General features: G+C 45.7%; 18 protein-coding genes. 8 read left to right on the top strand and 10 right to left on the bottom strand.

Going from position 1 to position 20,228, the window contains the following annotated elements; genetic code table 11:
- The first annotated feature begins 220 nt into the window (after positions 1–220).
- Positions 221–1,426 carry a Gfo/Idh/MocA family oxidoreductase gene (locus QT973_RS20705; RefSeq protein ID WP_333051409.1) on the top strand — a complete coding sequence of 402 codons (1,206 nt, stop codon included), beginning with the start codon at positions 221–223 and terminating at the stop codon, positions 1,424–1,426.
- Positions 1,427–1,457: 31 nt separating this feature from the next.
- On the opposite strand, the gene QT973_RS20700 is transcribed toward QT973_RS20705, so the two are convergent.
- Positions 1,458–3,503 (bottom strand): ATP-binding protein, encoded by a 2,046-nt coding sequence (locus QT973_RS20700; RefSeq protein ID WP_333392085.1) that lies wholly within the window; start codon positions 3,501–3,503, stop codon positions 1,458–1,460.
- Positions 3,504–3,738: 235 nt separating this feature from the next.
- On the bottom strand, positions 3,739–4,005 hold the full coding sequence (locus tag QT973_RS20695; protein WP_333233718.1) for a hypothetical protein: 267 nt from the start codon (positions 4,003–4,005) through the stop codon (positions 3,739–3,741).
- A 162-nt stretch (positions 4,006–4,167) separates the two neighbouring features.
- Between QT973_RS20695 and QT973_RS20690 the strand changes: the two genes are divergently transcribed.
- From QT973_RS20690 to QT973_RS20680, 3 genes are all read left to right on the top strand, one after another.
- Positions 4,168–4,827, top strand: a complete 660-nt coding sequence (locus tag QT973_RS20690) for a class I SAM-dependent methyltransferase (RefSeq protein ID WP_333051414.1) — start codon at positions 4,168–4,170, stop codon at positions 4,825–4,827.
- Between the two features lie 89 nt (positions 4,828–4,916).
- Complete coding sequence (locus QT973_RS20685; RefSeq protein ID WP_333051415.1) at positions 4,917–6,422, top strand: cryptochrome/photolyase family protein; 1,506 nt, start codon at positions 4,917–4,919, stop codon at positions 6,420–6,422.
- A 564-nt stretch (positions 6,423–6,986) separates the two neighbouring features.
- A complete protein-coding gene (locus tag QT973_RS20680) occupies positions 6,987–7,244 on the top strand; it encodes a DUF2811 domain-containing protein (RefSeq protein ID WP_050813024.1) in 258 nt (85 codons plus the stop codon).
- Positions 7,245–7,643: 399 nt separating this feature from the next.
- Here the strand turns inward: QT973_RS20680 and groL are convergent, their stop codons facing one another.
- Positions 7,644–9,326 carry a chaperonin GroEL gene (gene groL / locus QT973_RS20675; protein ID WP_333392083.1) on the bottom strand — a complete coding sequence of 561 codons (1,683 nt, stop codon included), beginning with the start codon at positions 9,324–9,326 and terminating at the stop codon, positions 7,644–7,646.
- A gap of 30 nt (positions 9,327–9,356) precedes the next feature.
- Positions 9,357–9,515: a hypothetical protein gene (locus QT973_RS20670; protein ID WP_333241003.1), complete on the bottom strand. Its 159-nt coding sequence runs from the start codon at positions 9,513–9,515 to the stop codon at positions 9,357–9,359.
- A 460-nt stretch (positions 9,516–9,975) separates the two neighbouring features.
- On the opposite strand from QT973_RS20670, the gene QT973_RS20665 reads away from it, so the two are divergent.
- Positions 9,976–11,724, top strand: a complete 1,749-nt coding sequence (locus tag QT973_RS20665) for an ABC transporter ATP-binding protein (RefSeq protein WP_333232791.1) — start codon at positions 9,976–9,978, stop codon at positions 11,722–11,724.
- A 367-nt stretch (positions 11,725–12,091) separates the two neighbouring features.
- Here the strand turns inward: QT973_RS20665 and QT973_RS20660 are convergent, their stop codons facing one another.
- Positions 12,092–13,207, bottom strand: coding sequence for a fatty acid desaturase (locus QT973_RS20660; protein WP_333298326.1), 1,116 nt, complete (start codon positions 13,205–13,207; stop codon positions 12,092–12,094).
- A gap of 551 nt (positions 13,208–13,758) precedes the next feature.
- On the opposite strand from QT973_RS20660, the gene QT973_RS20655 reads away from it, so the two are divergent.
- Positions 13,759–14,226, top strand: a complete 468-nt coding sequence (locus QT973_RS20655) for a hypothetical protein (protein WP_333051426.1) — start codon at positions 13,759–13,761, stop codon at positions 14,224–14,226.
- A gap of 135 nt (positions 14,227–14,361) precedes the next feature.
- On the opposite strand, the gene QT973_RS20650 is transcribed toward QT973_RS20655, so the two are convergent.
- From QT973_RS20650 to QT973_RS20640, 3 genes are all read right to left on the bottom strand, one after another.
- Positions 14,362–14,565 carry a hypothetical protein gene (locus tag QT973_RS20650; RefSeq protein ID WP_333210962.1) on the bottom strand — a complete coding sequence of 68 codons (204 nt, stop codon included), beginning with the start codon at positions 14,563–14,565 and terminating at the stop codon, positions 14,362–14,364.
- A 125-nt stretch (positions 14,566–14,690) separates the two neighbouring features.
- A complete protein-coding gene (gene thiO / locus QT973_RS20645) occupies positions 14,691–15,788 on the bottom strand; it encodes a glycine oxidase ThiO (protein WP_333232783.1) in 1,098 nt (365 codons plus the stop codon).
- 300 nt (positions 15,789–16,088) lie between these two features.
- On the bottom strand, positions 16,089–16,427 hold the full coding sequence (locus tag QT973_RS20640) for a 2Fe-2S iron-sulfur cluster-binding protein (RefSeq protein WP_333051432.1): 339 nt from the start codon (positions 16,425–16,427) through the stop codon (positions 16,089–16,091).
- 75 nt (positions 16,428–16,502) lie between these two features.
- Between QT973_RS20640 and cimA the strand changes: the two genes are divergently transcribed.
- Positions 16,503–18,287 (top strand): citramalate synthase, encoded by a 1,785-nt coding sequence (gene cimA, locus QT973_RS20635; protein WP_445243117.1) that lies wholly within the window; start codon positions 16,503–16,505, stop codon positions 18,285–18,287.
- Positions 18,288–18,351: 64 nt separating this feature from the next.
- Positions 18,352–18,510, top strand: a complete 159-nt coding sequence (locus tag QT973_RS20630) for a hypothetical protein (protein WP_333051433.1) — start codon at positions 18,352–18,354, stop codon at positions 18,508–18,510.
- Positions 18,511–18,607: 97 nt separating this feature from the next.
- Here QT973_RS20630 and QT973_RS20625 read toward each other — a convergent pair whose 3' ends face one another.
- Together QT973_RS20625 and QT973_RS20620 are read right to left on the bottom strand one after the other, a co-directional pair.
- Positions 18,608–19,576, bottom strand: coding sequence for an SPFH domain-containing protein (locus QT973_RS20625; protein ID WP_333392081.1), 969 nt, complete (start codon positions 19,574–19,576; stop codon positions 18,608–18,610).
- 74 nt (positions 19,577–19,650) lie between these two features.
- Positions 19,651–20,082, bottom strand: coding sequence for an NfeD family protein (locus tag QT973_RS20620; RefSeq protein ID WP_333051437.1), 432 nt, complete (start codon positions 20,080–20,082; stop codon positions 19,651–19,653).
- Positions 20,083–20,228: the final 146 nt, after the last annotated feature.

Here is a 20,228-nt window from a genome sequence, read left to right as displayed (position 1 = left end):
TCTTATAGCCCGTCCAAAAAGGATGGGCGTCCCGCCCATCCCACTTTCAAGAGTGGAAGTTATTTAATTCTCATTCCTTAGCTGATACCAATAACCAATAACCAATAACCAATAACTACTGCAAACAGTCAACAGTCAACAGTGATTTTTTTGAGTTAAAACATAGATAATAATAACAAAATATGCTAAAATTGCTGTGCGATTTTTGAACTTATAATTAATGAAAATCGGAATAGCTGTATTGGGTGCAGGCCGCTGGGGAGTTAACCTAATTCGCAACTTTCTCGAACATCCCAACAGCCAAGTTTTAGCGGTGGTAGACCCGAATCGAGATTCATTGGCTGCCGTTCAAAAACAGTTTAATCTTGATGCCTCGGTGATTCTAGCTACCGATTGGTCTCAAGTGCAAGCCTTGCCGGGACTGCAAGCTGTGGCGATCGCCACTCCAGCTTCCACACACTACACCCTCGCAGCAGCAGCGCTGAAACAAGGCTACCACGTCTTAGCAGAAAAACCCCTCGCCCTCAACCTGACTGAAGCAATAGAACTCTGTCAATTAGCCGAAAAACAGCAGCGGCAACTCTTCGTTGACCACACTTATCTGTTTCATCCAGCAGTCGATCGAGGCCAAAGAATTATTCAACAGCATCAACTTGGAAAATTGCGCTACGGTTACGCCCAGCGCACCCATTTTGAACCGGTGCGCCATGACGTTGATGCCCTTTGGGACTTGGCTATTCACGATATCGCTATTTTCAATACTTGGTTGGAACAAACGCCAATTGAAGTAAGGGCGATCGGCACTGTTTTTCCGAAGGAAGAGGGAAGTTCGGCAACGGATTCTGTAACGGATGTAACGGATGTAACGGATGTAATGGATGTCAAAAAGAAGGAAGAAGGAAGAAGAAATAGGGAAGAAGGAATAAATCAAGAAGCAGCAGAAATTGAAAATCAATTTTCTCCTTCACTGCTGACTACTAATCCTGCAGAAAAACTAGCAGATTTAGTTTGGGTAACGCTCACCTATCCCGACGGATTTCAAGCATTTATTCACCTGTGCTGGCTAAATCCCGACAAACAACGGCGCTTAACAGTTGTTGGCAGTTTGGGAACCTTGATTTTTGACGAAATGTCGCCAGAAACTCCCCTGATTGTGCAGCGTGGGAATCCAGATTGGGGAGGCGAAGAGAATAACTCTTTTGAAAGTGCGATCGCGCCGCAGCCAAAGAGCCTCAGACACCGCGAAGTGTTGAGTTTAGAACAAGTAGAACCGCTGAGGCGAGTGTGCGATCGCTTCCTCAATTCCGTGCAAACAAATACCCCCTGTCTTACCTCTTCGGGCACCGCCTCCGTCGAATTAATCCGCATTCTCAGCACTTTGAGCAAATCCCTCGAACTCGGCGGACAGCCCCTAATACCATTTTAGATTTGAGATTTTAGATGGGGAACATCACTCCTCAATTTTTAAAACTTCCCTTTTCCGTTACTAAGTCGGGGCTGTGAAAATAAAAACTTGACTGCTGATTGACAGGCAAAGAAATCATCACCGTAGTACCTTGATTCACGCCCGCGCTGTGCAGGGTAATGCTTCCGCTCATAGATTCCATTATCCTTCGCGAGATAGCCAAGCCCAAACCGTTACCGCCAAACTTGCGAGTTGTAGAACCATCAGCCATCACAAAAGGTTGAAACAATTTCTGCTGGTGCTCGGGATCGATACCAATTCCCGTATCTTTAATTGTCACCACCACCCAATCGCTTTGACCGCTGGGGCCCGTCGTACTTTCAGCACTGCCGTTAAAACTACCAGAATTAGTTCTCGACTCTAGTCGCACAGATATATTAATGCTGCCCGACTCTGTAAACTTAACCGCATTGCTCAAAACATTTAAAAACACCTGTTTTAGCTTCTCCGGATCGGCATGAACAATAATCGGATCGTGAGGAGCTGGCAAACTTAACTTCAAGCCTTTTTCCTCGATTGGACTCGCTTGCAAATCAATCGCGTCTTCAAGTACCTGAGTAATATCAACTACTTCTAACATCATGGAGAACGTGCCGGATTCTATTTTAGCAATGTCCAAAATATCATTAATAATATTGAGCAATTGCATTGACGAGTCGTGGGCCCGCTGTAAAAATTCCATTTCTTCATCTCGGTCATCGCAGTAGCCGTCCCGCACAATTTGAATAAAACCAATAATTCCGTTGAGCGGCGTTCTCAATTCGTGAGAAATATTCCCCAAAAATTCATTTTTTAATTGATTGGCAACTTGCGCTTCTTTGGTGGCGACTTCCAATTCTTTTGCCCAGGATCTAAGGCGCTGCACCATGCTGTTGAGTGCTTCTGATAGTTGATTGAATTCCCTAATTTGGAAATCTTGGGGCACTGTCTGCGACGCTTCTGTATCTACTTTCATCGCGTAGTCTCTCAGTTTTTCCACAGGACGCGCCAAGTCGCGAGACAGATATAAAGTGGCGATGATACTAGCAGCAACCAAACCTACAATTAAATTAAATAAAACTTGCTGAATTTCTTCCAAACCCGACAGAGCGTAATCTAAACGAGAGACAGCTAAAATAATCCACTTGCTGTTCTCCTGTGTAGTTGAAGGACTCGGGATAGCGGCGTATCCTGCTAGCAACTCTACACCATTTCTTTCAAAGGAAAATAGGTGGAGAAAAGCTGTTCCGCCGGCGATCGCCCTTCTGACAATACTTTTTAGTCGAGCGGCATCTGCCTCTTGGTCAATATTGCGGCCCACGCGATTGATATTCGGGTGCGCCAAAATCGTCCCATCTTGGTCGATCGCCACCGTATAGCCAGCTAAAGAACCCTTGGGAGCGCTGGTTTGGACAGGCAAGGCCGACTGCAAACTCAAAGCATAACTCAACTGCAGGGTATTGCCCCGACGAATGTAAACAGGAGCGCTCAACACCAAACTCGCTTGGCTATCGGAGCCTTCTTTACCCGCATCGGGAAAATCCTCAGCCCCCAAAGTCACATTCTGATCGTTTGCTGTCCCCTGTCGCTGCGGAGGTAAGGACAGACTGATGTAAACGCTCTTGTCGTCCAGCAGCGTTTGCTGCTGCTGTACGGGCGGCCAAAATTTTGCCGGCAACGACTGAATCGGCTGCTGCCCGCAAGTGCTTGCTATCACTTGATTTGTCTTTAAATTAGTCAATTGCAAGCAATCAACCTGCGCTGGCAACCGCTGCCCTAATTGGGCAATAAACTTTTGATAATCCTTCGGATCTACCGACTGCAACATCGAGCTTTCCGAAGCGCCGATCAGATTCGACTTCAGCGATTTCGCCCACTGTTCAATAGTGTCTGCTTTTCTGACTGCACTTTCTGTCAAGTTTTGACGAGCAGTTTCCAGAAGCGTCGAGCGTGCCTTGCGATAGGTAACATACTCCCCCACCAGTAGAACAGGTACGCTGAGCAACAAAATCCGCGACAGTAAAATACGGCGAAAGGAGGATTGACCTAACTTAACCATAGGAAATATCTAAATTAAGGTGCAACACCCAACAGCGACCATTAAAGTGAAATAAACCAGACCGAAAGCATGAATCTGTCTAGGGGGCTCTGCTGACTGGACAACACAGCTTCCGAACAACATTTAAACACAATTATAGAAGCCACTGTAATAATCTCGATTCTAAGTGTGTGGGGCCAAAGATGCTCAGCAATTTGTTTCGCAAATGCCTGTGATTTCGGTCACACTTCCCTTCTCAATTCTCGGAACGACTGGCATCCAATCGCCCAGGTGCCATTTTTTCAGGCTGCAAAAAGCGTCGGGTGGACATACCGCCGTTGCTTGAAGCTAGAATCGCATAGATGCACTCGCCCCCAATTAACAGGCAAAAAGTTCGGTTTCCGGCTAGTGTACAGAGATCATTCTTGTTCGATCGGACTTTTTCTTTCCCAATGCCTTCGAGAGGTTGGCCAGAGATGGGCGATGTGAGATTTGGCACCCTGTCAAAGATTTGTTTTGCCATCCGATTGATTCAGTGAAAATAATTCACCTGTCAAACAAAAAGAATGAGACGATCGAGCTGCCGATCGACTCTGACAACCGTAATGTGGGGAACCTTGGCCCCAACAGTGGACCCACGCTCGGTAAATTCGCGGTCTCGGCAATAATCTCCATAGCTTAATCGATGAAAAAAAACTTTACCAATTATACGTATTATTACACAAACAACCGTCCGAGATATCATCACGCATATTTGATATCTCCCCTTTTAGAAATGCTGGCGACACTTCAGCATACCAGCAAGACAAAACTCCGAGTTTTGGATCTCGGCTGCGGCAATGGCAGCCTCAGTCACGTTATCGCAGAGCACGGCTGCGAAGTTGTCGGCGTTGACACTTCAGCGGCCGGAATTGCCATCTCCCGTCAAAGTTTCCCCGATTGTCAGTTTATCCAAGCAGATATTTACGACCTCCCAGATATCGATATTCTGAACTCATTTGATGTTGTCTTAGCTATTGAAGTAATCGAACACTTGCTTTATCCAAAAGAACTAGCCAAAACTGCAAAAAACTGCCTCAATCCGGGAGGAAGATTAATTATTTCCACACCATATCACGGCTATTTTAAAAATCTAGTCTTAGCGATTTCTGGCAAACTAGATCAACATTTTACCGTGCTTTGGGATAACGGTCACATTAAATTTTTTTCAGTAGATACGCTGACCAAGTTATTAACATCTGAAGGATACACGGACATAAAATTTAAATTTGCTGGTCGGTGTCCCTATCTTTGGAAATCAATGTTATGCTCTAGTAAGTTTTCAGGTTGTCCTGAAAACTTATGAGTTGTGAGTTGTCAATAAATTAAGTTTCTTGACTAGACCACCAGGCATCATAAAAAGTAAAAAATAAGTTTCACTAAAAAACAAGTAAAATGACTGTTGGCGTTTGGATCTTAGGCGATCAACTGTGGGAGAACCAAGCTGCTCTCAACCGCACAGATGATAAACCCTCCCTACCGATAATTTTAATTGAATCTTGGCAGCACGTTCAACAGCGGCGCTACCACCAACAAAAATTAGTATTAATTTGGTCGGCCATGCGGCACTTCGCTAAAGAATTGCGCGGCAGTGGATGGCAAGTTACTTACACAAAATCGGAGGACTTTGAAGCACCTCTAAAAGCTTGGATACAAGCTCACAACATCACCGAAGTGCGGGTAATGGCTCCGAACGATCGACCTTTTTTACAGCTCGTTCAAAACTTGCAACTCCCCTGTCCAATAACCATAATTCCCAACAATCAATTCCTCTGGACACAAACAGAATTCAAAGATTGGGCTTCAAGCCGCAAACGTTTGTTAATGGAAGACTTCTATCGAGCCAGCCGCCAGCGTTTTCAAGTTTTAATGGATAGCAGCAATAAACCTGTGGGAGGGAAGTGGAATTTTGACAAAGAAAATCGTCAGCCACCCAAAGGAAAACTGGATACACCGAAACCTCTCTGGTTTGAACCGGACGCCATAACTCAAGAAGTTATCGCACAAGTTAAATCTCTATCTTTCCCAACTTACGGAAACATTGAACCTTTTCGCTGGGCGGTTACACGAGAGCAAGCACTGCAAGTATTAGATAATTTCATCCAACAGTGTCTCCCCGCTTTTGGCCCTTATCAAGACGCGATGGTAACGGGGGAGGAAACAATGTGGCATTCCCTAATTTCTCCGTATCTCAATATTGGATTACTTCATCCTTTAGAAGTTATTCAAGCCGCCGAAACAGCCTACCTCGAAAAAAACTTAAATTTAAACGGCGTCGAAGGTTTTATCCGCCAAATTCTGGGCTGGCGAGAATACATTCGCGGTGTGTATTTTTACGTGGATGCTGATTATTTTGAAAAGAATTGGTTCAACCACACTCAACCGCTGCCGGAGTTTTTTTGGGACGCTAGTAAAACAGATATGAACTGTTTGCGCCAAGTTTTAACTCAAGTCGAAGGCAGCGGTTACGCGCACCATATCCAGCGGTTGATGATTTTGAGCAATTTTGGTCTAATTGCGGGAATCTCGCCCCAGGAGCTAGAAAAATGGTTCCACAGTGCGTTTGTGGATGCCTACGACTGGGTAATGCAGACTAATGTGCTGGGCATGGGTTTGTTTGCTGACGGCGGTGTGTTGGCCTCGAAGCCCTATGCTGCTTCTGCCAATTACATCAATAAAATGAGCGATTATTGTCGGGGGTGCAAATTCGATCGCACTGTGCGATCGGGCGAAAACGCCTGTCCCTTCAACTTCTTCTACTGGGATTTCCTAGCGCGCCACCGGGACAAACTTCAGTCGATCGGTCGCATGAGCTTTATCTTAGCCAATCTCGACAAAATGCCGCCGGCAGAATTGGCAACCATCCGCCAAAAAGCAGCAGAGTGGCACTTAGTCAGTTGACTGTTGTCAGTTGTCAGTTGTCAGTTGTCAGTGGTTAATCCTTTGCAGTGGCTAATAACAAATAACCAATAACATTAATCAACAGTCAACAGTCAACAGTCAACAGTCAACAATGCCCCATGCCCCATGCCCCATGCCTCATGCCCCATGCCCTTTGCAATTCTTATTTTTTCCCTGACTTTTCCCTAAACATTCCACAGCGTTTCCACAGGCAAGTCTGAGGTTTTCCACAGATCCGACAAAGTTTTCCACAGAAATTAACGGCACGGTAGCATCTTGCTGCGGAATTGGGGATTTCCTTAACTTGCTGGCTAATTCCTCATAAACCCCCCAACACATAAAGATATGTAACAAAAAAATCCCTGAAAAGCTGATTATTTGGTAAACCTTTTTTTTATCTAAAGGACTTTGTAATATTTCGCAACATTGACAAACCCACCCCCCCATAGCGCACAATGATGCGACCGACCTAAAAAAAAGCGCTCTGATTTCGGCTGTGCCTGCACCTGTATCCGGCCGAAGGGGGGTTCTGTTTTCAATTTATTAGCGAGACTAAACAAAATGATCAACCCAACAGTCAGTATTTTTGCTGAAATTCCCGAAACGCTGCACGATTCTCTCAAAACTTACCTGGAAACCCATCCTGAATGGGATCTAGACCGAGTATTTTGCGCCGCCCTGTCGCTGTTTTTGTTGCAGAATGCCGATAGCGGTACGCCTGAAGCTTCGCGCAGTTATCGCCAAGCTGCGAGAGTTTATCTCGAAACTCTGTTTCAATCTCCTCAAGACTTGCACAGCAACAATGTAACTCCGTCGTCTTAAAGGATAAGGGGAGAGGGGGAGACGCGGTTTCTGGAAAGGATTTTAGTTGACCGAGAGGGCCCGCACTGCATAGGTGGCAACTTCAGCTTAAAATCCCTGAGAACTATCGCTTATAGCTTAATGCCGAGCCCCATTGCATCTCCCTTAAGAAGCAGGGCTGTTTCATTCTCATGAAAATCAGGCTTTTGTAGGGGTAGTGCCCGTGCCGACCCCCTCCACGGACGAGGGAATCGGTGTTTCAAATATTGGGGCAACCACGGGGGATTGCCCCTACAAGAGAATGAAAAATCCCCCCGGACTATCAGGATGCCGGGGGGATAAGCTGCCTTAATCGTCAAACAGTAGACGGGTAGTACATAAGACGCGCTTGTTTACACGCATGGTGCTTATGGCTGAAGACTACATCATGCCCATGCCGCCCATGCCGCCCATGCCGCCCATGCCGCCCATGCCGCCCATGCCGCCCATGCCGCCCATGTCGCCCATGTCGCCACCGGCTTTTTTCTTCTCGGGTTTTTCGACAATCACAGCTTCAGTGGTCAACACCATGCCAGCAATGGAACCGGCATTTTGCAAAGCCGATCGCACTACCTTAGCCGGGTCAATAATCCCGGCGGCAATCATATCTTCGTACACGTCGGTGAGAGCGTTGTAGCCAACGTTGAACTCGCTCGCCCGCACTCGTTCGATGACGATCGAACCTTCAACGCCGGCATTATCAGCGATTTGACGCAAAGGTGATTCCAAAGCTTTCTTCACCAAGTCAGCGCCTACTTGTTCTTCGGTGTCTAAAGTATTTCTGATCGCATCTATTTTTGTAATCAGGTGAATTAGGGTCGTGCCACCTCCGGCAACGATACCTTCTTCCACAGCAGCTTTAGTAGCGTTCAGAGCGTCTTCAATACGCAGTTTACGGTCTTTGAGCTCGGTTTCGGTAGCTGCGCCGACTTTAATTACAGCGATGCCGCCGGCGAGTTTGGCGATGCGTTCGGTTAGCTTTTCCTTGTCGTAGTCGGAATCCGTCGCTTCTAGCTGTTTGCGGATTTGCTCGATCCGTTTTAGCACGTCAGCTTTGTGTTCGTCGCCAGCAACAATGATGGTGTTTTCTTTGTCGATCGTAATTTTGCGGGCGGTACCGAGCATTTCTAGGGTTGCGGTATCGATGCTGAGTCCGACTTCTTCAGAAATCAGTTGACCGCCGGTGAGTACGGCGATATCTTGAAGCATAGCTTTGCGTCGATCGCCAAAACCAGGAGATTTGGTTGCTGCGATGTTCAATACGCCGCGGGCTTTGTTGACTACCAGAGTTGCCAAAGCTTCGCCTTCAATATCTTCGGCGATAATTAGCAGCGGTTGACCTGTGCGGGCGATTTTTTCGAGAACTGGAATTAGTTCTTGAATTGAGCTAATTTTTTTGTCGGTAATCAGGATGCGAGCGTTTTCGTACTCAACTTCCATGCGATCGGTGTTAGTGACGAAATACGGAGAAAGATATCCGCGATCGTACTGCATCCCTTCGACCACTTCCAATTCCGTTGTCAGAGATTTCGACTCTTCTACAGTAATTACGCCGTCTTTCGTGACTTTTTCCATTGCTTGGGCAATCATGGCGCCGACTTCTTCGTCGTTACCGGCGGAGACAGTGGCGACCTGAGCAATGGCGCTTCCTTCGACGGGTTTGGCCAATTTCTCGATTTCCAGCACCAAGTGGGCGATCGTTTTTTCAATACCCCGGCGCAGCGCGACTGGGTTTGCGCCTGCTGCGACATTCTTCAAACCTTCGCGAATGAGGGATTGAGCGATAACCGTTGCGGTTGTTGTGCCGTCGCCTGCGATATCTTTAGTTTTGGAGGCGACTTCTTGAATTAAGCGAGCGCCAGCATTTTCCAGGGGGTCTTCGAGCTCGATATCCCTAGCAACGGTGATACCGTCGTTAACGATTTGGGGACTGCCGTATTTCTTTTCCAATAGGACATTCCGGCCTTTCGGGCCCAAGGTGATGCGGACAGCATCGGCGAGTTGATTGACGCCGCGTTCTAGTGCCCGGCGAGATTTGTCGCTAAATGCAACTATTTTTGTCATGTTTGTCTCCAATCGCTTACATTAGCAAATTTAGCACTCTCTGAGTCTGAGTGCTAAGTCGATCGATTTTTGATTGTAGCGCGCCTCAACCGTGTGGGGGATTGGGGGGGCGGATGGGAGATTGGGGCGATCGTTCCGGGTGGCTAAGGACAAGGCAATGCCGTGTCCCCACATATCTCGTGTCGCCACAGATATAATAATGTGGTTTGTTACATATCGATATAATCAGGTTTTGGTTCAGGCCTAAACCCAATTTTGATGGCGCGTTATCCCAAAGCAGATTTTTTATTAAAAATTTCTTAACTTGTGTTTTCGGTCATCTACCTTTCGATAGAGCTTCTATTATTTTTTCAGATTTCTACCTTCTATGGATCGTCAATTAAATAATTTCCCTTTTTTCTTGTGGGATGGGCGTCCCGCCCGTCCCCAATAGACGGGCGGGACGCCCATCCCACAACAGTCATGAAAAGTGGATTTTATTTAATTCTCATCCCTATAGCAACCGCCAAGACTATTAGCACGTTCTTAATTGCTGAAAACCTTGGGGAAGACTCCTTCTTCCTTCAGCATCCATCCGTTACATCCCGTACATTGCTCGTTGCCGAACCTTCTTCCTTTCCTCAATCAATCTCAAATTACGCACTAACAAATGGCTCGTTATTCTCGACTGCAAAAACTCGGCTCTTATATGCGCCCGCACTGGAAACCAACCTTCTGGGGCGTTTTTTCACTATTAGTTGTCAATGCTGTGGGCGTTTACATCCCCCTGCTGATTCGGAATTCAGTTGACACTCTGCAAGTGGCGACTAAATTTGACGAAGTTTTCAATTTCGTGGCACTAATTCTGATTCTCGCCTCAATCATGTGGGTGATTCGGATGGCGTCGCGGATTTTGCTGTTTGGCGTCGGGCGTCAAGTCGAATTTGACCTCAAACAGCAAATATTTAATCATTTATTAACATTAGAACCGTCTTATTTTGCAGCCAATACGGTAGGAGATTTAATTAACCGCGCTACTTCCGATTTGGACAATATTCGGCGCTTGGTGGGGTTTGCGGTGCTGAGTTTGGCGAATACGGCATTTGCCTATGCTTTGACTTTGCCGGTGATGCTGGGGATTAATGTAAGGCTGACACTGTTTGCGATCGCAGTTTATCCTTTAATGCTGGTTTTGGTACAGTTATTTAGCGACAAACTTCGCATCCAACAGTTAGCCGTGCAAGAGGAATTGTCGGCGATGAGCGATTTAATTCAGGAAGATATGAGCGGGATGTCCGTAATTAAAATCTACGCTCAAGAAGAAAACGAACGCCGAGCTTTTCGCAATTCCAATGCGAAGTTGCTATCAGCAAATTTGGAATTAGCAAAAACTAGAAACTTTATTTTTCCGCTGCTGGGCGGTTTGGCAAGCATTAGTTTGTTGGTGCTGCTTTCTGCTGGTGGCGGGGCAATTGCTAATGGTCAAATTAGCATTGGCGATTTTGTAGCGTTGCTGATTTATGTCGAGCGTTTGGTGTTTCCGACGGCGCTGTTGGGTTTCACAATTACTGCTTACCAGCGGGGAGAAGTGAGTGTCGATCGCATCGAATCAATTCTGACGGTGGAACCGCAAATTAAGGATGCTCTCGATGCAGTTGAACTTGCAACTCCAGTCAAAGGCGAAATTGCGGCTCGCCATCTAAATTATACTTATCCGGGCGCTAAGACACCCGCGCTTAAAGATGTTGATTTTACCATAAAACCGGGAGAAACTGTCGCAATTGTCGGGGCGATAGGCTCAGGAAAATCAACTTTAGCTAATGCGCTGCCACGCTTGCTAGATATCGATCCGGGCGAGTTATTTGTAGACGGACAGGATATTACCAAGGTAAAATTGACCGAATTGCGCGGGGCGATCGCCTACGTTCCGCAAGAAAGTTTTCTGTTCGGCACTACCATCAAGAATAACATCCGCTACGGAAACCCTTTAGCGGAACAGCCGGAGATTGAAGCGGCGGCCAAACAAGCACAAATTCACGCCGAAATCCTCAACTTTCCGCAGCAGTACAAAACAGTTGTCGGCGAGCGCGGCATTACTTTATCCGGTGGACAGCGGCAGCGGACAGCACTTGCTCGCGCTTTGTTAGTTGACGCCCCGGTGTTAATTTTGGATGACGCTCTTTCCAGTGTTGACAATCAAACTGCTACCGACATTTTGCGAAACTTGGCAACGGGAACCGATCGCAAAACAGTAATTTTTATCTCGCATCAAATGTCGGCGGCGGCTAGTGCCGATCGCATTTTTGTGATGGAGCAAGGAGAAATAGTTCAGAGTGGCACTCACCTTGAATTGGTAGGGCAAACAGGGCTTTATCAGTATTTGTGGAACCAGCAAAAATTAGAGGAATTGCTGCATTGACAAGTGACAGATACTTTGAGTGATCTAGAGTTAGACCCTAGATAAATAGGCAGGTGCAAATAAACTGGTCACGAGGAGGGCGGGTTTTGTCAGAATAAACTGGCTGCTAGCATAGCTCCCGGCTAAACCCGCCAGACCCATCTAATGTTTATTTGTAACCACCTACTTAACTATAGCAATCCTAAATCATTTGTGAATTTCTTACTCCCTCCCCTTAGTAAGGGGAGGGTGGGGGTGGGGTCAAAAATTTACGACTCCTGCGAGGATGGCTATAGGAAAGTTACTGTTAAAATTTCTCCCACTCGCTGCATCCCTAATCATAGGATTTTGGGGAGCAAGAATCCACCAAATTTATTGCCCCCCGATTTTAATTAGCTACATTACTGAAGGGAATTTCTTCTTGTTGCTGAAATAATTTAATCGATTGCAGACTATCTGAAGCAGCATCCCAAAGAATGAATTGGAAGCAGTCAGGAATATCGCGAATTGTCAGTGATTTTGAATTAGCAAGCAGGTGAATATTAGCATTGTGACAAGCCCGAAGATTATAGTTAGGTATTCGCTCAGAGAGATGATGAATATTGTGGTAAGCAATATCAGCAGAAAACCAATTGAGAATACTCGGTAATTTGAGGTAACTACTGCCTTCAATTGCGCCCAGAAGATAGTCCCAACCTTCGGCTTTATGAGCGTAGGAACCCTCAAAATTATGCTGAACAAAGAAAATACAGATAAATATTGCCGCCGAACAGGTCATGACAATTGAGTAAACACTCCAGAAAAAGCCAAACCCCAGTAAGTTGCTCAGATAAATCCAGCTACCAACAACACAAATATTGTTGAACAGTAAATCCCAAAATTCAGCCGTCGTATACCAATGTTTGGATTTATAAGAAGCAATGATTGCAGATAAACCCATGCCTAAATCTTGATTGAGACAAGCAAAAATATGTCGGATAAAACCCGTAGTTCCCAATATCAGTGCGAGTCTTGGTTTAATAATTAGATAGAAAAAACCACCGGGAAACAGCATCAATGGGTGTCGGAGTAACTGATACATCTTTTTACTAAATGGACTTAGCGCCGCAAATTTTTCGGTGGATATCAACGCCGAAGGGCCGCGGTACATATCCCAATTACCATTATGTTTGTGGTGATAAGCGTGCCCCCTCGACCAGGGGTACTGAGGAATCGCATTGATGATACCTAGCAGGAAACCCATAATGCGATTGACTTTTTTGGAACTAAAAAGAGAATAGTGTCCGCAATCGTGCATCAAAGAGAAACAACGTCCTGAAAAAAGTGTCATCAACACCATTATCGGCGGAAGAAGGAATACAGAAATGGCAGCAGCTTTAAATGCTAAAAACCATAAGCATATATAAGGAACCACTGTATTGAGTATTTGGCAACTAGCTTTCAAGTTGTTGCTCTTCATATAAGGAGCTAGCACAAAATCCGACTTTTTGATCGCGCTTTTCATTCAGTATGTTTATGGTGTGTGGATAAGTGCTTCGCTTAGCATCACAGTTGCGGGACAGCGGCGGATTTACCCCGGACTTTCCCCGTTTCTTCCCAAAGTTTTGTTGGAACCGATTTTTGCACATTTATGAGGTTATCACAACTCTGCTTTGTTTACAGAAAAAACTGTGAAGCCTGTCAACAGCCGAACAAATCGCTGCACCGGAAGGCATTAATATGATTGGTTGGTTGCAGGCTATTCAGTAATTTATGCCACTATTTTTGCTTGCATCGTCTGTGGCACACTTTATTGTACCGGGTTGTAGCCCAACTCGATCGCACGCTCAAAATTTGGGCTACTCCCGAAAACTTTTTATTGGCGGGCTAGAGGGGCGATCGACAAACCGCCCGCCCCGGAAACCAAAGCTGACACAACATCCAGAAGCGCAGAGGATTTTGGATCAACTCCTTGAGACGAGAATTTGAAGGACGATCGCAATTGGCTGCGTTTTTTGTGCTCGGAGATAGCTCGGATTTGCTACAATCTAATCGCACACGCGATTAGAAGGGATTATGACCGAACTATTAGATGAGGCGCTTTCTATTGAAATGGCGACTCGCATCAAAAGCAACCGTAAAAACTGCTTTGACAACGCCTGTAAAGCAGCGTTAGCCACCGAGGGCGCAATTTATGTTCAAGGCTTTTTAGCTGTGCCCGGAGTGCCATATAAACCCATCGAGTATAGCTGGATTGAACTCGACGAGCGAATTGTTGACCCAACATTTCCCCATCTCGGTTTCATCGCTCAAGACATTCATTACTTCCCAGTCCAGCGCTTCAGCGTCAAGAAACTCAAAGCAATCCTAGAAGAATCAAAAGAAGATTATCCTGAAGACGACCCGCTGCCGATTTATGGCAATCAACCTTATGAATATTACGGCGATTTGATGTTAGGCGGTAGCGATTACCAAAATGCTTACGATTTGGCTGCCGCTAAATGCAGGGAATTAAACCAACCCAAAAAACAGGATGCAAACTAATTGAGGACTTACAAAAAAATGGTTAGGCGCGCTACTTACAGCGGTACTTTAGCCACTGTTGTGTCGATTAATATACTTCATGATGACTTCCCAAATCTACAAACACGGCTTTTCCGTCTTCTGTAAAGTAGAAAATTACTCTTTCGTCACTCGGAGTTCATTGATGTTAGCGAAAAATTTCAGTTCACCTTTTTGTTGTTCAATCTGCGCTGACTTAAAGTTTTGATACATCTCTTCGCGACGTTCTTCCCGGAGATATTGCTTCAACAACAGTTGAAGCTCTTGCTTTTCGTCAGTAGAAAGATTCTTGATCGTCTCGACCACATCACTGAAAGTCATAACTTACAAAACCCTATTGTGCTGATTAGATTATAGCAAAAAATATCCTTTTGGTTGACTTTCGTTTCTCGTTATGCGGCTCTGCCTCGTCTTAAAAAAAGCAACAAATCTCACTATTTACCATTTTAAACCTTCCAAGATTCAGGAAATCTCGAATAATGAAAAGCAGCCAATAACGGATCTGATTTCTGATTCCCAATCAAATCAGCCAACAATTTAGCCGTCACCGGAGCCAATAAAATGCCGTTGCGGTAATGCCCCGTAGCCCATGTCAAATTCTCCCAAGCACTAGCACCCAAAATCGGCAATTCATCGGTCGTAGTCGGCCGAAATCCCCACCAAAACTCCAAAATCGGATAATTTTGTAATTCGGGATATAACTTAATCGCTCCTGCTAGCAAACTTTGGATTCCCGCAGGCGTATTTCCCGGCGTGAAATCCACATTTTCGCTAGTTGCGCCAATAATAATTCTGCCATCTTGACGTGGCACAATATAAATTCCCGTCCCGAATAGAACGGTTTGCAGGGGCTGGATAACTCCACAATCTTCTGGTACACATACTGACAGCATTTGTCCCTTTCTTGGAAAAACAGGAATATCCAATAATTTCTCAGACCAAGGGCCCGCAGCCAAAACATAACGGTCAGCTTGTAATTTTCCTGCCGTTGTTTCCACTCCAAAAACTCGGTTTTTCTGCCGAATGATTTCCTCTGCACTGCCTTGAATAATCTCAATCTGCAATTCTTTAGTTGCGGCCTGAAGCGTCCGAAATAAAGCGCGGTTGTCTACTTGAGCGTCGTCAGGATACCACCAACCGCCAATTACTTCTTGACCTAATCCAAACTGGTGCTGGCGAACAGTATCTCTGTCCAACCATTGATAATTAAGGTTGGCCAAAAGCGGCTTTTCTTGAGGCTCATTTTGACAAAGTGGTGCGAGAATTCCCGATCGCCAATATCCCGTTTTCAATCCGGTAATGTCTTCTAGCTGTTCCACCCAGGCGGGATACAGTGCGCGGCTTTGCAAGCACAAATCTAGCATCGGACTGGGGGGAATTCGTTCGGCTTGCGGGGCAAGCATTCCAGCGGCAGCCCGGGTAGTCGGTTGTTTATAATCGGCGGTGAGAACCGCGACAGATGCACCTCGCAATTTCAGTTCTACTGCTAGCGAAAGGCCAATTATTCCGCCGCCAATAATCAGAATATCTTTAGATGAATTCATTAACTTTTATATGGACTGTCTGAGCTTTTTGACAATCAAGCATCTAGGATACAAGCCCCCGGATTCATCCGTGGAGAAATAAAAAAAAAACGTGTATCCGAGAAACTTGCCGAACGTATTTATCTCGCGCAAGTCAATGCTTCAATCGAAAATCGAAAATCTAAAATCTAAAATCGATTGACCTCTCGGCTTTCTGGAGGGTAAGGTGCGCTAAGCACACCTTACAGTTAGAATTATTATGCAAGTCTTACAGATTATCTGGCAAGGCGATCGTCCTATCAGCCTTTCTTAACAAAAAATCTATCCTTGGGGTTTCCAGACAGTTTCAGAACCCTGACCCCAGAAACCGTCATATTTTGTCACCTTAATATCGCCTAAAACCTTGGTTTGGCAGGACAAACGGCGGTTGGAGGCGGGAGAATGGGGAGGAACCGAAAGTCGGGCTTTTTCGCGCCACTGGGGCTCGGAAACTTCGCCCTCGACGGTGACGGCGCAGGTGCCGCAAGTGCCGAGGCCGTGGCAGTTGATGACTTTGGCATTGCCGTTGTAGAGATCGATGCCGTTTTTGAGCAAAACTTCACGGAGATTGGCTCCGCGATCGCACTCAAATGTTTTTCCTTGCGCTTGTACCTTGACCACAGCAATTTACCCCAGTTAGATTTATGTTAATTTTCCTATATATTATCGCATTAAATTCAAATAAATTCATCTAATATGGTAAGTGATATATTACCAATTTCTCGATCGCAATTTCCCATGACAAATCGGCTCTGGATCTACGATACCACGCTGCGAGACGGTGCTCAGTGTGAGGGACTCTCCTTATCTCTCGAAGACAAACTGCGAATTGCTCGACAGTTAGACAGTTTAGGAATTCCCTTTATTGAAGGCGGCTGGCCGGGGGCGAATCCTAAAGACGTACAATTTTTTTGGCGTCTCAAAGAACAGCCCCTAACTCAAGCAGAAGTTGTAGCTTTTTGTTCGACTAGGCGGCCGGGAACTACGGCAGCTAATGATGAAATGTTGCAGGCTATTTTGTCCGCCGGTACTCGCTGGGTGACGCTGTTTGGCAAGTCGTGGGATTTGCACGTTATTGAAAGTTTGAAGACCACGCTAGAAGAAAATCTGGCGATGATTCGAGATACAATTGAATATTTTCGGAGTCAGGGAAGGCGCGTTATTTACGATGCCGAACACTGGTTTGACGGCTACAAAGACAATCGAGATTATGCTATTAAAACTTTAGAAGTAGCCGCCGCTGCCGGTGCAGAATGGCTGGTGCTTTGCGATACTAACGGCGGTACTTTGCCTCACGAAGTCAGTCAGGTTGTTCGCGAGGTGGCAGAAATAATAGAAAGTTGGGATATTTCTGAATCGGAAATTAACCCCCCCCAACCCCCCCTTATTAAGGGGGGGATAAAGTCTCAAATTCAACCCCTTATTAAGGGGGGGATAAAGTCTCAAGTTCAACCCCTTATTAAGGGGGGGATAAAGTCTCAAGTTCAACTGGGAATTCACACTCATAACGACTCTGGAGTTGCGGTTGCTAATGCTTTGGCTGCTGTGCAAGAAGGAGTGACGATGGTACAGGGAACTATAAACGGTTACGGCGAACGCTGCGGCAATGCCGATTTATGTTCCTTAATTCCTAATTTTCAACTAAAGTTGGGTCAGAATTGCATTGAAGACGAGCAATTAGTTAGATTAACTCAAGTAAGTCGCTCGATTAGTGAAATTGTCAATCTTGCTCCCGACGATCATGCTCCTTTTGTAGGCCTTTCGGCTTTTGCTCACAAAGGCGGAATTCATGTATCGGCGGTTGAGAAAAATCCGTTAACTTACGAACATTTGGAACCGGAAAAAATTGGCAACAGGCGGCGAATTGTGATTTCGGATCAAGCGGGTTTGAGCAATGTTTTGGCGAAGGCGCGCACTTTTGGCATGGATCTCGATCGCAAAAATCCTGCTTGCCGCCAAATTTTGGAAAAATTGAAAGATTTGGAAAGCCAGGGATATCAATTTGAGGGTGCAGAAGCTTCTTTTGAATTGTTAATGCGGGAGGCTTTGGGAAAGCGCAAGCGTTTATTTGAAATCAAAGGTTTTCAAGTTCACTGCGATAAAGGTAGGGAGGAAACAGTTAATTCTTTAGCAACCGTGAAGGTGACTGTTAACGGTCAAGATATTCTGGAATGCGCGGAAGGAAACGGGCCTGTTTCGGCACTTGATGCGGCTTTGCGGAAGGCTTTGCGGAATTTTTATCCGGCAATTACTGATTTTAACTTAACCGATTATAAGGTGCGAATTCTGGACGGATGTGCGGGAACTTCTGCTAAAACTCGCGTTTTGGCTGAGTTTAGCAATGGTCAAGACCGCTGGACGACTGTGGGGGTTTCTGGTAATATTTTGGATGCTTCTTATCAGGCGGTTGTTGAGGGTTTGGAGTATGGTTTGGTGTTGGGAGATAGGGAGGCGATCGTTTTAAATGTGTCGAGTTATTAGGTTAAGGGCGAAGATAAGTTGCCTGAATATTGATGTTTAAATAGATACCAAGGGGAGCCTCTCAATGAAAGCAGCCAAGCCAAAAATTGGAGTTTTGACGCAGGAGGAAAGAGTCAGAAGGAAGGAGCCAGAAGAACAATACGCTTGGGTTAAAACTATTTATTCCGGGCGAGATCCCCCTAAATCCCCCTTAAGAAGGGGAGTAGGGGTTGACTTTGAGTAATTTCTTGTCCCCCCCTTTTTAAGGGGGGCTAGGGGGGATCGAGCTTAACTGAACCGTAGTGGCCAGAAAAAGTGTTTTTACAAATATGAGATGCTCCCTACTTGTTCACGTCATTATTATTACCTTCCCCAACGATCGATCGCATTCCTTCGAGCGTGGCGGGAATGCTGCGCGGGTCCATAAACATCACCTTGCTGCTGTCGCTGGTGCCAATTTTTAGACCCATATCCAGATAGTTTTGAGCTAACAAAAATTGTAAAGCTTCGCGAGCGGTGGGGTCATTTTGCAGAGTTTTGGCGATTATTTGCAAGGCCTCAGAAGTAGCTTGAGCTTTCAAAACCTGACTTTGGCGTTCTGCTTGAGCTTTCAGGACGATCGCCTTTTGTTGAGCTTCTGCTTCCAAAATAGTCGCTTTTTGGCGCGCTTCTGCATCCAAAACTTGCGCTTCTGCTTTACCTTTGGCGCTGTTAACTGCTGACTCGCGTTCTCCCTCGGATGTCAGAATTAGCGCCCGCTTGCGTCGATCGGCTGCCATCTGCAATTCCATCGATTCCTGTACAGTTTTAGAAGGGATAATATCGCGCAATTCTACCCGCGTTACTTTTACTCCCCAAGGATCGGTAACAATATCTAAATCTCTGAGCAAGATTTCATTAATTTGAGAACGAGCAGTAAAGGTTTGTTCGAGATCCAGTTGACCCATTTCGGCGCGAATTTGAGTCAGCACCATATTTACCATTGCTGACTGGAGATTTTCTACTTTGTAACAAGCTTTTTCCAAGTCTACAATGCGCCAGTAAACCACAGCATCAACGGTGATGGAAACGTTATCGCGGGTAATACAAGCTTGCGGGGGAACATCTAAGACTTTTTCCCGAATGGTTTGCTCGTACACGACGCGATCGAGAAACGGCTTGACAAAATTCAAACCGGGTTCCAGTCTCCTGCCACTGTATTTACCTAAAGTTTCCACCAGCGCTTCATTTCCCTGATTGATAATCTTGACGGAACCTGCGAGGGCTGAGCCGCCAAGTGCTAAAAATACAAGTAAAAAAAATTGTTCCACGGTTGCCTCCTATAAATTTTGACTAAAGACTGATGACTAACTACTAATTGTCTGTGATTAATTACGCATTTTGTTTAAGAATGCAATAAATTTTCTGGCAAAACTATCAGAGTAGTGCCTTTCCGTCCGACGACAATTACGTTTTGGTTGGGGGGGATAGTGGCCTTCGTGTCTTCGCAGCGAGCTTGCCAAGAATTCCCCTCATAAATGACTCGGCCGGCTTCTCCGGGGGGAATTTCTGTTAAAGTTTTTGCTTCCTGAGAATCTGCGATCGCCCTTGCCGTGCCTTTTGGTATCAACCGCCGAGACAGCAGCACAAAAACGGTCGAAAATACCATCCAGAGGAAAATTTGTAAATTAACGTAAGGTAGAACTAGAGAGCATCCAGCTACGGCGAAGGCGCTCAGTCCCATCATAAAAGCGACAAAAGCAGTCGGGAGAAATAGCTCTGCCAAACAGAGCAAAGACCCAGCTATCAGCCAAAGGAGCGTCGGAGTCAAGATCATAAAAAGAATAGGTGATACTATTTAGATCTTAGATTGGAAATTTAAGATTTAAGAAATGCAAACAACTGACTCTGCAAGGGTTTGCCACTTGCAAGCCCTCAGACCGATTTTTCGCGCAGCGGTACCAGGTTGAGGCTTCCATCGTA

The organism is Microcoleus sp. Z1_A1 (assembly GCF_036700305.1).
Classification (GTDB): domain Bacteria; phylum Cyanobacteriota; class Cyanobacteriia; order Cyanobacteriales; family Microcoleaceae; genus Microcoleus.
Note: the sequence above shows the minus strand (reverse complement) of the source record. Positions and strands in the feature narration are given on the sequence as shown.

Excerpts from the sequence above, each read along its gene's own strand:
- QT973_RS20705 (WP_333051409.1), top strand. The coding sequence starts at position 221 with ATGAAAATCGGAATAGCTGTATTGGGTGCAGGCCGCTGGGGAGTTAAC.
- QT973_RS20700 (WP_333392085.1), bottom strand. The coding sequence starts at position 3,503 with ATGGTTAAGTTAGGTCAATCCTCCTTTCGCCGTATTTTACTGTCGCGG.
- QT973_RS20695 (WP_333233718.1), bottom strand. The coding sequence starts at position 4,005 with ATGGCAAAACAAATCTTTGACAGGGTGCCAAATCTCACATCGCCCATC.
- QT973_RS20690 (WP_333051414.1), top strand. The coding sequence starts at position 4,168 with ATGAAAAAAAACTTTACCAATTATACGTATTATTACACAAACAACCGT.
- QT973_RS20685 (WP_333051415.1), top strand. The coding sequence starts at position 4,917 with ATGACTGTTGGCGTTTGGATCTTAGGCGATCAACTGTGGGAGAACCAA.
- groL (WP_333392083.1), bottom strand. The coding sequence starts at position 9,326 with ATGACAAAAATAGTTGCATTTAGCGACAAATCTCGCCGGGCACTAGAA.
- QT973_RS20665 (WP_333232791.1), top strand. The coding sequence starts at position 9,976 with ATGGCTCGTTATTCTCGACTGCAAAAACTCGGCTCTTATATGCGCCCG.
- QT973_RS20660 (WP_333298326.1), bottom strand. The coding sequence starts at position 13,207 with ATGAAAAGCGCGATCAAAAAGTCGGATTTTGTGCTAGCTCCTTATATG.
- QT973_RS20655 (WP_333051426.1), top strand. The coding sequence starts at position 13,759 with ATGACCGAACTATTAGATGAGGCGCTTTCTATTGAAATGGCGACTCGC.
- QT973_RS20650 (WP_333210962.1), bottom strand. The coding sequence starts at position 14,565 with ATGACTTTCAGTGATGTGGTCGAGACGATCAAGAATCTTTCTACTGAC.
- thiO (WP_333232783.1), bottom strand. The coding sequence starts at position 15,788 with ATGAATTCATCTAAAGATATTCTGATTATTGGCGGCGGAATAATTGGC.
- cimA (WP_445243117.1), top strand. The coding sequence starts at position 16,503 with ATGGTAAGTGATATATTACCAATTTCTCGATCGCAATTTCCCATGACA.
- QT973_RS20630 (WP_333051433.1), top strand. The coding sequence starts at position 18,352 with ATGAAAGCAGCCAAGCCAAAAATTGGAGTTTTGACGCAGGAGGAAAGA.
- QT973_RS20620 (WP_333051437.1), bottom strand. The coding sequence starts at position 20,082 with ATGATCTTGACTCCGACGCTCCTTTGGCTGATAGCTGGGTCTTTGCTC.